Annotated in this window: 11 protein-coding genes; 7 read left to right on the forward strand and 4 right to left on the reverse strand. The window is 38.0% G+C overall.

Annotated elements, in window-relative coordinates; all coding sequences use genetic code 11:
* Window positions 1-12 precede the first annotated feature (12 nt).
* On the forward strand, window positions 13-630 hold the full coding sequence (locus H0486_RS04530) for a hypothetical protein (RefSeq protein ID WP_228351859.1): 618 nt from the start codon (window positions 13-15) through the stop codon (window positions 628-630).
* A gap of 284 nt (window positions 631-914) precedes the next feature.
* On the opposite strand, the gene H0486_RS04535 is transcribed toward H0486_RS04530, so the two are convergent.
* Window positions 915-3,215: a leucine-rich repeat domain-containing protein gene (locus H0486_RS04535; protein ID WP_228351860.1), complete on the reverse strand. Its 2,301-nt coding sequence runs from the start codon at window positions 3,213-3,215 to the stop codon at window positions 915-917.
* 353 nt (window positions 3,216-3,568) lie between these two features.
* Between H0486_RS04535 and H0486_RS04540 the strand changes: the two genes are divergently transcribed.
* The 4 genes from H0486_RS04540 to H0486_RS04555 all read left to right on the forward strand — a co-directional run bounded on the left by H0486_RS04540 (window position 3,569) and on the right by H0486_RS04555 (window position 6,854).
* On the forward strand, window positions 3,569-3,913 hold the full coding sequence (locus tag H0486_RS04540; protein WP_228351861.1) for a PadR family transcriptional regulator: 345 nt from the start codon (window positions 3,569-3,571) through the stop codon (window positions 3,911-3,913).
* Window positions 3,906-4,553: a permease prefix domain 1-containing protein gene (locus H0486_RS04545; RefSeq protein WP_228351862.1), complete on the forward strand. Its 648-nt coding sequence runs from the start codon at window positions 3,906-3,908 to the stop codon at window positions 4,551-4,553. Before H0486_RS04540 ends, H0486_RS04545 begins: the two co-directional genes overlap by 8 nt.
* Window positions 4,554-4,560: 7 nt before the next feature.
* Window positions 4,561-5,574: a DUF4097 family beta strand repeat-containing protein gene (locus H0486_RS04550; RefSeq protein WP_228351863.1), complete on the forward strand. Its 1,014-nt coding sequence runs from the start codon at window positions 4,561-4,563 to the stop codon at window positions 5,572-5,574.
* 251 nt (window positions 5,575-5,825) lie between these two features.
* On the forward strand, window positions 5,826-6,854 hold the full coding sequence (locus H0486_RS04555; RefSeq protein WP_228351864.1) for a TraX family protein: 1,029 nt from the start codon (window positions 5,826-5,828) through the stop codon (window positions 6,852-6,854).
* A gap of 37 nt (window positions 6,855-6,891) precedes the next feature.
* Here the strand turns inward: H0486_RS04555 and H0486_RS04560 are convergent, their stop codons facing one another.
* The 3 genes from H0486_RS04560 to H0486_RS04570 form a co-directional block, all read right to left on the reverse strand.
* Window positions 6,892-7,728 (reverse strand): DUF6544 family protein, encoded by an 837-nt coding sequence (locus H0486_RS04560; RefSeq protein WP_228351865.1) that lies wholly within the window; start codon window positions 7,726-7,728, stop codon window positions 6,892-6,894.
* Between the two features lie 19 nt (window positions 7,729-7,747).
* Entirely contained in the window at window positions 7,748-8,203 is a 456-nt protein-coding gene (locus H0486_RS04565) for a MarR family winged helix-turn-helix transcriptional regulator (protein ID WP_228351866.1), read from the reverse strand.
* 90 nt (window positions 8,204-8,293) lie between these two features.
* On the reverse strand, window positions 8,294-9,907 hold the full coding sequence (locus H0486_RS04570) for an ATP-binding cassette domain-containing protein (protein ID WP_228351867.1): 1,614 nt from the start codon (window positions 9,905-9,907) through the stop codon (window positions 8,294-8,296).
* 553 nt (window positions 9,908-10,460) lie between these two features.
* Here H0486_RS04570 and H0486_RS04575 point away from each other — a divergent pair.
* Together H0486_RS04575 and H0486_RS04580 are read left to right on the forward strand one after the other, a co-directional pair.
* A complete protein-coding gene (locus H0486_RS04575; protein WP_228351868.1) occupies window positions 10,461-11,144 on the forward strand; it encodes a DUF6273 domain-containing protein in 684 nt (227 codons plus the stop codon).
* Window positions 11,145-11,216: 72 nt separating this feature from the next.
* Window positions 11,217-15,707, forward strand: coding sequence for a VWA domain-containing protein (locus H0486_RS04580; protein WP_228351869.1), 4,491 nt, complete (start codon window positions 11,217-11,219; stop codon window positions 15,705-15,707).
* The last annotated feature ends 83 nt before the right edge of the window (window positions 15,708-15,790 follow it).

Here is a 15,790-nt window from a genome sequence, read left to right on the forward strand (position 1 = left end):
GAGGGAGCATAAATGCAGAATTTTAAAATGGAAGGTATTGGAACAATCAGCGGTGGAGAATATGACATCGTCAAAATAGAAGGAGTAGGGAGCTGTAAGGGTAATATTAAAGCGAATGAGATTTCTATTGAGGGAGTTTTTGATTGTAATGGCGATGTGGAAACCGGTTTATTATATTGCGAGGGTGTAGCTGATTTTAAATCCAATATCCGGGCGAAGAAATTGGTAATTGAGGGAGTATTGAGTGAAAGATCGGGTGGTAAGATTGAGGCAGAAGAAATCGTCTGTGATGGAGCAATCTCCACAAAAGGAGAGGTATCAGCTGATATTATCAATGCGGAAGGCTGCATCGAAGCAAATGAAATTGTAGGGGATCGAATTCGCATTAATTCAAGATTTACCAGGGGTAAAATACTGACCTTAATCAATCGTATTCAATCAAAGGTGAAGCTGATTGAAGCTACTACAATTGAGTTAAGAGGAGTAACAGCGGAAGTCGTAAATGGAAATGATATTACCATTGGACCCAAATGTATCATTAATACAATCGATTGCAGTGGAGTTCTATACATTGATAAAACCGCTAAGGTTAATAAAATCACAGGGAATTATACGACAAGAGAATATTAATCTGGTGAAACTCCAGGATAACTTTATAGGAAAGTAAAGTCCTTTTACGCTAAGCTTACATCCTTCCAAAGAGTATATAAAAGTGGCTGTTGCAGCAGGGATTATGACTTACCATGATACACTGTCGGAAGAACAAAGTTGTTAATTCTGTATGGATATGACGAACATTTATGTCCGTCTGAGACATATAGAATGAACAATCTGTACTTCCGTCTGTGTGTGAGGTAAGTCATAGTCTCCGCTAATCAACAGCCACTTTTTCACGATAAAAGCTTTATTCTTTCTTATTCTTCTTCAATACGAAAACCGTATTTCAATGCAAACTGGTACGCGTCACTGCCCTGCTGACAGTATATGGTTCTCTTGCCAGTTATATCCCAGCTATAAAAAGCATTCTTATCAATCTTAGAAACCGTTGAAGGAATATGAATTTTAGTCAGGTTTGAGCAATACCCAAAGGTATATGCAGGAATTTCATTTAATCCACTGGATACCCAGACTTCAGTCAAGTTAGCATTATTACTAAATGCATTACGGTCAACGAAGCTAACGCTATCCGGAAGTGTCAGTGTATTCAGATTACAATTATTAAATGCACTATTACCAATGGATTGTAAGCTGCCCGGTAACTTAACCTTGCTTAACCGGGTACAACCATTAAAGGCTCCATTTTCGATGGACTCCAGACCTTCTGATAAGATTACTTCATTCAGTCTGCTGCAAAAACTAAAGGCATTCTTTGATATAACAGTAACGCTATCTGGTATAGTAACCTTGGTTAAGGTTCCATTATTGCTAAATACGGATGGAGCAATATATACAACCTGGTCCGGTATAACAAGTTCGCTGTCTTTTCCGGTATACTTTACTAAGAAGCCATTGTTTGCAATTACCATATGTTCAACTTCGTTATCACGAATCCATTTACTTCCGACAAAAACGTTGGAACCTAATTTCTTAAGAGAATTAGGTAGGTTTACTGTTTCCAGATTCGCACATCCGCGAAATACATTGGATCCGATTTCCTTTACGCCCTCAGGGATATCTATATCAATTAATGCCCTACAGGAATAGAAGGCATAGGAATTAATGACTTTGATATTCTCTGGAATCTCAATCTCTTTAAGAGAAGTACAGCCGTAGAAGAGACTTTCCGGGAGCTCTTCCAGAGAATCGGACAAGGTTACTTCCTTTAAATTTACACATTCGGAAAATGCATTGTTACCTATCATTTCAACAGAATCCGGAATTGCCAGTTCATAAAGCTGATAACATTGACGAAAAGCATAACTACCTATATATTTTAAGGTTGCGGGTAGGTTGACGGATTGAAGGCTGTTGCAATTACCAAATGCGTTCTGTCCTATATATGTTGCCTGATCGGATATTGTAATTTTACTGAGACGTTCGCAAGCATAAAACAAGTTATCTGAGATTTTCTTAATCTTTTCAGGAAGGTTCATTTCAGTCAGCTTATTACAATTATAAAACACACCATTCCCTAATTCTTTCAGATTATCCGGCAGGGTGAGCGAGGTTAAAGAAGTACAGTCGCAGAAAGCAAAATCCCCTATGTACGTAATTGTATCAGGTAGAGTAATCGACTTTAATTTCTTGCAGCCATTAAAGGTATTACTCTCAATACTTTTTATATTCTTTGGTAGATTGATACTCGTTAAAGAGCTGCAATATGAGAATGCATTAGCATCAATTTGAGTAATGCTTTCAGGTAAAGTGATACTTTTCAGTGCTTTACAATATTCAAAGGTTCCCTGCTCAATTAAGGTAATACCTTCTGGTATCTTGATACTCTTAAGTTTTCTACAGGATGAAAAGGCATAACTATTAATTTGCTTCACAGTACTCGGAAGCGTGATGGAAGTTAAACTTTCGCAGTATTGAAAGGTAGAGGGTTGAATGGTAGTAATACCCTCAGGAATTGTTATCTTAGTAAGACTGCGACAATACTGAAATGCCTGCTTCCCTAGTGTTGTGAGTCCTTTCGGAAGATTGATTGTTTTTAGACTGTAACAATCAATAAATGCTCTTCTTGCAATATAATATAGTTTACTATCGGATGGAATGCTCACCGTCTTAAGTTTTCCACAATAAGCAAAGGCTTCAATACTGATAAACTTTACTGACTTGGGTAATGTAATCTTTGTTATTTTCCCACAGTTAGCAAAAGCACGCTCACCGATATAGCTTAATTTTGAAGGCAGCGTTACATTCGTCAGCTTATAGCAGTCATAGAACGCTTCGTAAGGAATTCTGGTTATGCTGTCTGGTAAACTAATATTCTTTAACGCAGAGCAATTTGAAAAAGCTTCTTCTCCAATAACTTTTACATTAGATGGTAAAATAATGGTTGTAACCGTATTGTTTCCATAAAATGCGCGTTTTCCTATCTCAGTGACTGTATTTGGAACAGTTACGCTCTTTGCAGATCCAGTATAAGTGACTAATACGCCATCCTTAATAACAAAATCACTGGAAACTGCCGCATTCGTCCTTGGCGTGTATGTTAACAAACACAATACTAGCAGGAAAAGGAGACCAGCTCCATATCTTATTTTTCTACTCATAAATCCCTCCATTCTGCCACGTCGGCCTATGCCAGTCTTTACATTTAGACTACGTACTTATTTTATTATGCATTTCGATTTCCTACAAGTGGAAAATAATATTAATTCTTCAATTACAGGAGTACAGTTCCATCTCCAGTCTGTATGAATGGTATTTTGACAGGATTAACAAGTGACAGGCAGGAGATGGCTAGGACATTAGTTATGAAAATAATATAATTAAAATAAAATATACTTTATAATAAAATATACCTTGACAGGCGAGGTATATTGTGATATTTTGTATCTAGGTTGGTAATATATGCTATATTATAATACTAAATCATGATACAGATAAGAAAGGAGCTGATAAATTGTCAATTGCATCAGATTTAATTCGTGGTCATACTGACACCATTATTTTAGCTCATTTAAATGTGAGTGACAGTTATGGCTATGAGATTAACAAAACAATACAGACGAAAACAAAAGGTCGTTATGAGTTAAAGGAAGCTACTCTATACTCGGCATTCCGACGACTGGAAGAGGGCGGACTTATTCTCTCCTATTGGGGAGATGAAGCCACTGGAGCGCGAAGAAGATACTATAAAATCACTGAAGCGGGAAAGGAAACCTATCAGCGATTAAAGGAAGATTGGAAGAGTGCGAAGGAAATGATAGATAAATTAATTGAATCGGAGGTTGATAAGAATGAATGATAAGCTTCGCAGGTATATCGATAATCTATTCATCGATGTACCACAGACAAAAAGTATGATTGAGCTGAAAGAGGAGATGCTACAGAACCTAATAGAAAAGTATCAGGACTTAATTGCAGAAGGGAAGAGTGAAGAGGCAGCTTATAATATTGCGATTGCAGGTATTGGTGATATTAGTTCTTTGATAAAGGATATGGATTGTCAGAGAGTGTCCAACGTGAATATAGAGGCAGCCAGACAGAAGGCGGCATTACTTACTTCTGTTTCCGTAATGTTGTATATTCTATCCATTGTTCCACTTTTAGTTTCACTTCGGTCCGGTCATCTGTTTTACGGATTAGTTGGGGTAGTAGTCATGATAACATTAGCTACCGGAGTTATTATCTATAATGGGATGACAAAACCCAGGTTAAATAGTGGAGATCAAACTATGGTTGAAGAATTTAGAGAATGGCAGTCAGAGAAATTTGAACGAGGCAAGGCAAGAATATCCATTTCATTTGCTGTGTGGAGCATTCTGGTAGTTATTTATCTCATAGTTAGTTTTCTTACCTTTGCATGGTATATTACATGGATTGTCTTTATTATTGGAGTAGCAATTGAGGCACTTATTAACGTGTATTTTATTTGGAAGAAATGAGGTCAAAATGAGGCAATATAGATCTATTCAAATAGTATGCTGGTTTATCATAGCGGTAGTTTTCTTAGGCCTGGCAATATGGTTTTTCATGGGTCTGGGTACAAAAAGCGGATTCCATTATGGTGGTATTCAGATTCTGCATGGACCCTATGAAGAGGTTGGAAGATATCAAGTTGATATTACTGATATAGATAGTCTGGATGTAGCGTGGGAAGCAGGAGGAATTAAAATTACTCCTTATGATGGAAGAGATATTGAATTAGTAGAATATGCTCAAAGGGATCTGGATGAGGATGAGAAAGTCGTATATAATGTTCAGAATAGTACACTTATAATTCAGTATTGTGAGGATAGCACGCTCTTTATTGATTTTATTCCATCAAAGAAGCTGGAGGTATTTCTTCCTGAGAGTCTGGCAAGTAATCTGAAGTCAGTATCCCTCAATGTGGTGTCCTCCTATAGTATAGTTCAAAATCTAACCACCAACTCATTTGAACATGTGTGTGTATCCGGTGATGCTGAGCTAACCAGTATCCTAACGCAGGAGATGCTACTTCGATCCACCTCTGGTCGATATACATTGTCAGATATAACAGCATCACAGGCAAATGTAAAAACAGTCTCGGGTGATGTTAAGTCCGATAATATGATAACAGATGATCTAACGATTAATACTACATCGGGAAATATTATAATGGATACTATGGATACGAAAAAACTGTACTTCAAGTCAGTCTCCGGTGATTTTTCCATATCGGGTAACATGAGAGAATTATCAGGGGACACCACCTCGGGTAAGCTGAATATAACAGATGAGATCATCCCGGAAGGATTTCGTATTAAGACAGTATCCGGAGACATATATCTGACTATGCCAGAATTCGATGATTTTAATCTATCTCATAAGACCGTATCAGGTGATTTTGAGAGTGAAATACCGGTGAGAACCAAGGATACAGAGGATGGTCAATATATGATTAAGACCACCACTGGTGATGTTACGATAGATGCATTATATTAATATATAAAGATATTAATATGTAATGAGGATGCCAATGCAATATGATTGGCATCCTTATTATATGAATTGGTTTTTATAGTAGAATCAGACATTATTTTGGTGTAGGCAATATATCTTCTTCTATTAAAAATTGATGAAAATTGTGGAATTATGTTGAAAAAGTTACCCAAATAAAGTAAGGTTTATATAGATTAATTTGGTGTCATATTTGACAAACTAATCATATTCTTTATTAATACGGGGGTAAGAAAATGAGTAACTTAGAAGTAACAGCACCAAATGCGATGTCTCAAAAAAAGAAGGGGATATACGGGAGCACCTTGAAGATTGTAGCTATCGTCACTATGCTCATTGATCACATCGGAGCAACGATTGTTCAGTATTCCATTCAATCAAGACAAACCGGTCTGAACCTTACCAATACTCAAGAATTGGTGAACTTTTATGCAACGAATAGTACGCTGATTATTGTGAATACAATTATGAGGTTAATTGGTAGAATAGCATTTCCTATTTTCTGCTTTTTGCTGGTGGAAGGCTTTCTACATACAAGAAACGTATGGAAGTATGCATTAAGACTTGGAATATTTGCCTTGGTTTCTGAAATTCCGTTTGATTTGGCATTTAGTAATCATCTTTACTATCCGCAATATCAAAATGTATATTTTACTTTATTAATAGGCTTAATCACGTTAATCGGCTTCCAAAAGCTACAGGAAAAGCTACAGGACAAGAGCTGGCTCCCGGTACTGGGAGTGGCGGGAGCCATAGTAATGGGAATTGCAGTTGTAATATCACCCTTTGGTTTTGTCCAGTATATTAATAATATTCTTTGGGCATTGGGACAGGATAACATCAATCCATACGGAAGTACTGGTATCCTGTTAGCCATAATACTTAGTCTCATTGCTCTTGGTGTATTTGCCATCATGTGTAAGAAGAGTGGAGTGAAGAAGGCTAGCCTCAGGTTCGCAGATATTCTAATTCTTGCGATCGGCATGCTTGCTGCAGAATATCTTATGACAGATTACTCTGCATTTGGTGTGCTTACCATTGCAGTAATGTATGGACTAAGGAAGAAACCATTCCGATCCATGCTAGGTGGATGCATCACCTTAGCGATCATGTCCGTTTCAGAGATTCCTGCATTCCTTGATTTGATTCTGGTACATAAATATAACGGAGAGCGCGGTTTAAAGATGAAATATGTATTCTATATATTCTATCCGGCTCATCTGTTGATACTGTATGGAATATGCTGGTTAATGAAAATAATATAATAAAGAGTAGATAGAAACAGGGAGGGAGCTTTGCTCATCAATGATACTCGATGGTAGAGCTGGAACTATCAAAATAAATAAAGTCTCCATCGTCATAATTCCATATTGCTTTTAGTAACGTTGGTTTCTTTATACCGTCGCTATCCAGTCGATACTGATCGGCGGTCACAGTCCATTTAACCATGGTTATGGAACCGTCATCATTTGTGACACCTCTGTCATTAGTGGTAAAGGAGGTTATCTCGCCCAAATCATTTATGCTGAAGATACCTTCCGTTTCTATTCCATAATACGAAATCTTTGCTTTTACATGGTTTTTATCAATTTCTTCATAGGTTATGAAATCTTCCAATAATGCATAAGGAAATAAGATACTGTCGGCCAGGTATGTAACCAGACATGCCTGGTCCATTTCTTTGCCAGTCACATTGAATATGGTAACTACTTTACCGATCGTTCCTTTCATACCACCAACACCATCTTCATAGGAATCACATCCTTCAAAAGGAATCCCTTTCATCTTGCTATCAATTAATGCCATGCGGTCCGGCTGACTAAGGAAGTTATATTGAATATAATCAATGGTTAAGTTCGGGCCGCCTCTTTCTTGCCAGAAATCCACATTCCGAAAGTATGCTTTCATATAAGAGCGTTTCTGTGTGCCTAGGATACCAATGTAGTGAATATATCTCTGAATTGGCTCCGGCAGATCTACTATATCTGCCTCTGTCACCGTTCCACTTATATGTTTATCCTTCTGAATCAGCTTATCCACCCTTTTGTAATAATCCCTCTGAACAAAGGAAACTGGGAGCTGAAAGAATATAATAATTAAAACAATAACCGCGAGAATGCTTCCGATTACAATTAACATTATTTTAGATCTCCTGTTCTTATTCTTGCTCATATGCTTTTTCCATTTCTATCACTCGGTTTGTCAGACGAATGATACCCTCATACATACCATTTACAATTGGCTCATCAAAATCCTTAAATAATTCCATAATAAAATCTTCTCCTTTTTGATCATTTTCCTTGAAGTAATCATCACATTTCTGTGTTAATGATACGCGGTTTACTCGTGCATCGGTTGCATCCTTAGATACAGTTACATAGCCCTTCTTTTCCAGAATTAGAGCCATTTTCTTAACGTTCTGCCTGGAATTACCCAGTTCATTCGCAATATCTGAAATAGTAGGGGCATTCCCCTGAAACTTACTTACCACTACAATGAACAGCCATTGCTTTATCGTCATCTCAGGGTCAATTCTGTCACCCAGTATCTGTATTCGATTAGCTAATACAAATAGTGATCCAAAAATATGAGCAATTTTGTCGTTCTTATTCATTCATAATACACCTCCATTAAAATAGGTAACCGGTTACCTGTATTATAGTTAACCAGTTACCTATTGTCAATACTATTTAATAAAATAATTTTATGCGACTTCCATAATTCTATTATTGTTGAAGGAATATTCCCTGTTACAGATGCTGCGGATAGAATCCTTATGCGTAACAATAATGACAGTTTTACCCCTCAAACGGTCTTCAATCAAACGAATCATTTTATCTTCTGTTGCATCATCTACATTGCTGGTAGGCTCATCGAGCAGGTAAATCTCTTTATCTATTAGGAGACCTCTTAGAATATTTAGCCGTTGACGTTGTCCGGTCGATACGAATACCCCGCGCTCACCAAGTAAGGTATCCAACCCCTTTTCCTGACGTTCATACCATTCCCCCATTCCTACTGCGTCAAGCATATTAATTAAGGTTTCATCAGAAATGGAGGTATTGCCAAAGGTCAGATTATCACGTAAGGTCATATCCAGCATTTCTGTATCCTGAGCAATATATACGGCATCGATGTTCTTATGAATGCATTTCCCATCCACATACAGATGATTTTCTGACTCAATCATTCCGGATAGGATTTTCAGTAACGTGGTCTTTCCCTGACCGCTTTCTCCGGTGATACAGATTTTTTCGCCTTTGTTAATATGAAAGTCAGGAATTTCAATGGTAATGGAGCCTTGCCCGGTGGTATATTGATAGGTAATATCCTTCATGGCTATGCAATGAAAATCATTTCCGATGGAGGTAGAAGTATATTGAGGGGACTGCTCCTCTACAATTTGATCCATTTCCTTCTGGCTGGTAGCATATAGGTTATAGTCATTTATAAAACCTGCAATATTCTTTACATTATGAACCAGCTGTACCGTTACGATGGAGAGATATGCCATGAATTCAATCATCGGGAAGCCAGGGTTCTTATTGTAAAGGGATAGAGCAACGAACATACAGATAGGGCATAGTAAATAATTGATTGTCTTATATATGCAAAATCCAAGTTCATTACCCAATGTAAAACGTCTGGAGGTCGTAAGATTATTCTTATGGAATACAGCCGCTTTCTTCTCGATAAACTGCAGGCCTCTTAGCTTTTGAATCGTAGAAATATTATTAATGCCATCCATAAAGATTCGTGTCTGCTCTCCTCTGGCAACCGTCATTTCCTTTAGTGGCTTTTCAATTAAGGAGGAGCAAATGAGACGAGTTAGGATACCTAGTACCGCCAACAGAAATACAATCAAAGAAAACCACATGGAATAAATACCGATGTAAAATATAACGTATACTACATAGATGGCACTTACACCGGCAAATATGAAGCTGAACAGCATATTGCTTTTTCGTTCGATTAACTGCGTCAGAATTCCCGCAATATATCCGGTATTTCCCCTCTGTAAAGCCTCCGGTTTTGTAAAATATAATTTCTTGAAGTAATAATTGAAATTACCATTTCGTACATATGCTTTGGCAATGGAATCAGCATAATCACAAGTGAATTCCACTACTTCCCACAGAAGAATATATCCAATGAAAAAGATAGCAGCTCTTAAGAAGTCTTTCTGAATAATATTTGCTGCAGTTACCTTTGCCAGCACGCTAGTCAAGTAAGCGTTCATTACTCCCCAGAGTATTGTAAAACAACCATCAAGTACGAGAATTCTTCTTGGAATACCTATAAATATTTTCTTTAACATAGTAACCCTCCCATTAAATTATGCGCATTCTGCCCAAAGGGCTTTTTATCGTAAAGAAAATCCGGATACATCTCTTTACGATAAAATAAGCCGTTATTCTGTGCGTCCACAAAATAACGGCTTTTCTGATAAATTATAAAAGATATAATCAGGATGAAGTCCTTATTTTATGGTAGCAAAAATAATCGGTAAAGCGAATAAATCTACCGACGAGCATAAACACTACAAAATGTTTCATAAATTTTGCTGCCATAATTAAGAAATCTCCTTTCATTATTTTTACTAATTATAGCCTTTAAAATGGATTTGTCAAGCAATTTATAATTACTTTTTCAAAATTCTGAATAAATACCCTACTTTGGGTGAAAAACTCTGGTAAAAAAAGATGGTATACATTTTTTGGAAGCTGTGGTAATATGATTAACATGGAAAAAAATTACAGGATAAAAGCGTAATATAGAAATGAGGTGGCATATTGAAGGCAAATCAATGCTTTCGATACATATTTTTTGTGATAATATCGGCAACTATTTTAATAAGTGGGTGCAAATCAATGAAGAAAGTTAGAACCTCAGATATATTTACGCTGAAGGACATCGCCTATGATGTCAATAAAAAATCCGGATATACCGTGTATATCGAAGAGAATTCGATATATTGCCCATATTTGGTTTTAACATCCGACTATAATGGTAATGTCTTATTACTAAGGAAGGATGTATTGGAAGAGGATCAGGTATTCAATGATTATGTAGGATATTATAAGGATAGTCTGATCGATAATTATCTTAACAATGACTATCGATTATCACTGAATTCAGAATTGCAGGACATAATCATGGATACGGAAATTGTGATAACCTCTAGGGATAGCATGGGAATTGCGGGAACGGATACGGAGAAGATCACGCGAGAGATATTTCTACTCTCTTGTACGGAGGTTGGATTATTTGATACCTCCTTTCATGGTAAGGAAGGAAAGAAATTAAAGTACTTTAATGATGTAAAAAGCCGTATTGCCTACCATAACACCGCTCCAAGAAGCTGGTGGTTAAGGACTGGCTATACAATGAATGAGAGTACAGTATGGGTAGTATTTACAGAAGGTCAGATGGGAGCTGGAGGGGCTTATGAGGAGTGTGGAGTCAGACCAGCTTTCTGTCTTAAGAGCGATACCCGCATTGAAAAGAAGAACGATGTCATTGATGGGCAGACAGTATATGTAATTGCATATTAAGGCATTTGTAAAATACGAAAGCAACTTATCTGATATACAAAGGACATAAAAAAACGTATAGGGAGAGTTGTTATGAAACGACGTATTTTAAGTATTGTATTATCATTATTTATGATTTTTTCCTTGTTACCTCAGACTGCATTTGCTGAAGAAATTTCCAGGGACTCCAGCTTTAGAGAGGCATCCGGAGAGCAATTTGCAGAAGAAGGGGGGATTACGGAAGAGATATCTGGGCAGGTAGATACTGTTACCGGTGATGCCATAGTGGTAGCCGAAGAGCCGAATGATACAGAAGATGGGTCCCAGGCATTAAGGCAAGAATGGCTAAATATGAAAGAAGCTTCCGCTGTCAGGAGAGCGAAAAGCCCTGTAGCACCTTCAGTCGCTGCAGCAAGCGCAGGACCATCAGCATTAAAAGTTGGACAGGGTACCAAGAATACGAAGAGATATACGGTACTGGTTCTTGATGCATCGGGAAGTATGAGCGGAACTCCGATGAATACGATGAAATCAGCAGCAATTAAATTCTGTGAACAGGTGCTGAAAGCCAGTGGTGAAAACTATGTAGCAGTTGTATCCTATGCCACCTCAGGATATACAAGATATGATTTTTCCAATGATCTTAATAGTCTGACCAATTCTATCAAAGGTATCTCTGCGACCGGAGTTACCAATACCAATGACGGATTAGTGATTGCTGATAAGCTTTTAAGCAAGATTCCTTCAGAACAGGGAACAATAAAGAATATCCTATTATTATCGGATGGATTACCAAACACAGGACAATATGAGACGAGTGGCCGCTATATCTATAATGACTACTATTATTATGAATATGCAAATAAAACCTATAATACAGCAATATCCTTACATGATAAGGGTTATTATGTATACACCCTTGGATTTTTCCATTCTCTCTACAGCAATGAACTGACATTTGCACGTAAATTCATGAATGACTTGCAAAATGCAGGTTATTATGATGTGGTAAATGTCAATGAATTAGAATTTGTCTTTGGAGAAATCGCAAAAGAGATCTTAAAAAAGACCGGTACCTTTCGATACCGATCAGGAGATAGTGATTATGAAGCGACTTATTATTATGACGATACATATTTCTTTGATAGCTCCTATGCATATAATGAAAGTCTTGCAACCATGTCACTATGTCTGGCTATGTCAGCATTTGCTACAAGTCAGGATGTGCCCTATACACATAAAAGTGCCAATGCATTAGATTTATTGGAGCAAATAGGCTTCACCGGAATTACAACGAATTACTGGTATACGGTTAAGCCAACAAGAGATTCTATTGGAGCAATTGCCGCCAATAAAACAATTGAAGTAAATAAAAAGGAATATACTCTTATTGCAGTAGCACTCCGTGGAGGAGGCTACGAAAGCGAGTGGGCTAGTAATTTTACCATTGGCAACACAGGAATTCACCAAGGCTTCAATGAAGCAAAGAACAATGTATTGGATTTTATACGAGACTATATTGATGACAAGGAAATAACCGGCGACATAAAGCTATGGATAACCGGATTTAGCCGTGCGGCAGCTACTACAAATTTAGTTGCAGGTGCATTAGATGAGGGTTTCAAGCTACCAAATTGTACGCTGAATCTATCCGATCTGTATGCATACTGTTTTGAGACTCCGGCAGGAGCTATAGCGGCTGATGCCAATACCCATTGGATTTATAAAAACATTTTCAATATCATCAATTATAATGACCCTGTAACCAAGGTTGCACCTGCTACCATGGGCTTCCGTCGCTACGGGGTGGATAAACGATTACCAGACCCGTTAACAGATCGTTACTATCTGTCAAAAAAAAGCAAAATGATTGCTAAGTACAATGCATTACCCAGTACTAACGGATACATTGTTGATAACTTTTCCATGAAAAAAATATCTGTGGATATTAAGCTTCTACCTCCCTCTGTAAAGCCTACTATCGTGGATGATAAGAAAAATCAGATGATACAGGGAGCATTTCTGGATACCTTTATTAACAAACTGGTAAAGGAGCAGATAAAGAGTCGAAGTAATTATGTTAGCAAGTATCAGGACGGCATACGTGAAATATTTGGCGTATTGAACGGAACAGAAGATGAGCAATGGGAAGATTTTAAACAACGATTTGAAGCGAAATTAAAGTCCAATATTGGTTGGCTGATTGCATCTACCACCCCGATTGGAGAGATGATTCTGGGAAGTACAGTAGAATTAATTGAGGAATATGCGATTGAGAGTCTCAATGAGGCAGGCATCACACAATATAATAAAGACCAGATTCACCGGCTAGCATTGACACTGGCAGGAACTATTATGCAATTTGCCATTAGTCATCCGAACCTTACAACCACTTTAGTCTGCAATTTGAAAGGAATGGAATCAGCACATTTCCCTGAACTGTGTCTTGCTTGGCTACAGTCCATGGATAAGAACTACACCACCAATGCAGGACAATCGTTCAGTAATGGAGCATATCGAATTATTCGAATTAACTGTCCTGTTGATGTGGAGGTCTTTGATGACACCGATACCTTAGTATCATCCATCACTGATGACACACCGTTGACAGCTACAGGCTGTAGTATCGTAACAGTCATCAATGAAGATGATGAGAAACTAGTATATCTTCCGGCGGATGCGGAATACCGTATCCGACTTACAGCTACCGGCAATGGAAAGATGACCTTTGCTATCAATGAATTTAACTGCGATATGGGTGATATTGCTCGTATAATCAATTACAATGACATCCCTATCCAGCAGGGCAATACATTTGCAAGTATTATTCCGGCATATCAGCCCGACGATTTCACCGATAATACGGAAAAAGGATCATCCATTAACTATTCCCTGACGGATGAGAATCATACACCGATTGATCCGAATGTTGATTTATCAGGATATGCGGCAGCTGAGGCATACTATATGGTAACCGTCGAAGCTTCAAACAATGAATATGGTTTTGTATCCGGTCAGGGGGTAAGACAGCTCGGAAATTATGCTATGGTTACAGCCACTGCATATGAAGGGTGTAAATTTGAAGGCTGGTATCATGAGGAGCAACTTGTTTCGACAGACATGCAGTATCGCTTCCGTGTAGAGTCAGACGTGGAATTGACTGCAAAATTTACAAAGCCCGATGTAGGAACAAAATACCTTGGTACTGAAAACCCATCTCCTATCACCGGAGTATCAAACGGTACCGCGAAGACAGCCGAAGCCCTTGGATTACCTGCCAATATCCTGATTGACACCACCGCTGGTAAAGTAAGCGCAAGTGTTATCTGGGATGTAGACAACTGCGATTATAAACCTACCTCTGGAAATGAACAAACCTTTAGTATAAATGGAATCGTTCAGCTTCCTGCTGGTATCATAAACCCAAACAATGTTAGTTTAGCTGTCACAATCAGTGTATCGGTGAATGCAGCTATTGTTCCTCCAACTATTGCTCCTGCATCCAGTAATACACCAACTGTGGCAGAGATCAAGCTTCCGGTTATTAAGGATAGTGACATCAAAGGCTGGAAGTCTATTACCCAGAGTATAACCGAGAATGCAAGGGAAGTTGTAATTCTCATGAATGGCTCGACGGTCGTTCCGAAGGAGCTGCTGGATGTAATCCGTGACAAAGAGAAGAAAGCTACTATTATTCTTGATAATGGAGTGGAGTGGGTGATTAACGGAAAGAACATACCGGAGAACACCGAAACCTCGAAGCTTCAGGATATTAACCTGGCAACAGCACTTGTAAAGACAACATCCTCTGAAGAGAATCTGGCGGTAAAGTTGACCTTTGCTCAAGATCAGGAGTTGCATTTTGATATTACACTACGGATACCGTTTGAAAAAGCCCAAATTGGAAAAATAGCTAATATATATGTAGAGAATAAGACCTCAGAAAAGCCCGAGCTCCATTTCGTTGAAAAGATCTTATTCAATGGGTATATGGAAGTATCCTTAACAAAGCTTCAGGCCTATACCCTCATCATCAGTGATAAGATGATAGTAGGTGATATACTTCAAAGCATCACTGTAACACCTGCGAAGAAAACACTTTATGTGGGAGGAAATAAGGATAATAAATTCACTCTACAGACAGAACTTCCTCAAGTACTTCGTAAGGCATCGACATGTGGATATTGTGATATTCAAGTCACCTATCGGACTGACAATAAGAAGGTGGCTACGGTATCTGCTGCTGGAAGAATTACAGCAAAGAAAACCGGTAAGGCAACCATTACCACGACTGTTACAGTAAATGGTGAGACTGTAAGCTTCCAGACGGTTGTCACTGTGAAAAAGGCATATATTACGATAACAGAAAGTACTGATAGTTTGAGGGTGGGAGAAACATATACCTTTAAAGCAAAAGGTTATGGAGTTGATGTTAAGACCATCCGGTTTACCACTTCAAAGGTCTCCATCGTAACGATTGATAAGAAAACCGGTAAGGCAAAAGCGGTATCTGCCGGCACGGATTATGTTATTGCAAAAGCTGGTAATATTAAGGCTACCAAGAAAGTAAAAGTAAAAAAGTAAGATAGTAACAATGGAATAGGTGGTTTACAATAGAAGATATGATCCCTCAGAGGAACAGCGTATTGGCTGATACTTTGAGGGAT

The organism is Variimorphobacter saccharofermentans (assembly GCF_014174405.1).
Classification (GTDB): domain Bacteria; phylum Bacillota; class Clostridia; order Lachnospirales; family Lachnospiraceae; genus Mobilitalea; species Mobilitalea saccharofermentans.

What these genes read in the sequence shown, in the direction of transcription:
- H0486_RS04530 (WP_228351859.1), top strand. Translation starts at nt 13, where the DNA reads ATGCAGAATTTTAAAATGGAAGGTATTGGAACAATCAGCGGTGGAGAA.
- H0486_RS04535 (WP_228351860.1), bottom strand. Translation starts at nt 3,215, where the DNA reads ATGAGTAGAAAAATAAGATATGGAGCTGGTCTCCTTTTCCTGCTAGTA.
- H0486_RS04555 (WP_228351864.1), top strand. Translation starts at nt 5,826, where the DNA reads ATGAGTAACTTAGAAGTAACAGCACCAAATGCGATGTCTCAAAAAAAG.
- H0486_RS04550 (WP_228351863.1), top strand. Translation starts at nt 4,561, where the DNA reads ATGAGGCAATATAGATCTATTCAAATAGTATGCTGGTTTATCATAGCG.
- H0486_RS04570 (WP_228351867.1), bottom strand. Translation starts at nt 9,907, where the DNA reads ATGTTAAAGAAAATATTTATAGGTATTCCAAGAAGAATTCTCGTACTT.
- H0486_RS04580 (WP_228351869.1), top strand. Translation starts at nt 11,217, where the DNA reads ATGAAACGACGTATTTTAAGTATTGTATTATCATTATTTATGATTTTT.
- H0486_RS04565 (WP_228351866.1), bottom strand. Translation starts at nt 8,203, where the DNA reads ATGAATAAGAACGACAAAATTGCTCATATTTTTGGATCACTATTTGTA.
- H0486_RS04560 (WP_228351865.1), bottom strand. Translation starts at nt 7,728, where the DNA reads ATGTTAATTGTAATCGGAAGCATTCTCGCGGTTATTGTTTTAATTATT.
- H0486_RS04575 (WP_228351868.1), top strand. Translation starts at nt 10,461, where the DNA reads ATGAAGAAAGTTAGAACCTCAGATATATTTACGCTGAAGGACATCGCC.
- H0486_RS04545 (WP_228351862.1), top strand. Translation starts at nt 3,906, where the DNA reads ATGAATGATAAGCTTCGCAGGTATATCGATAATCTATTCATCGATGTA.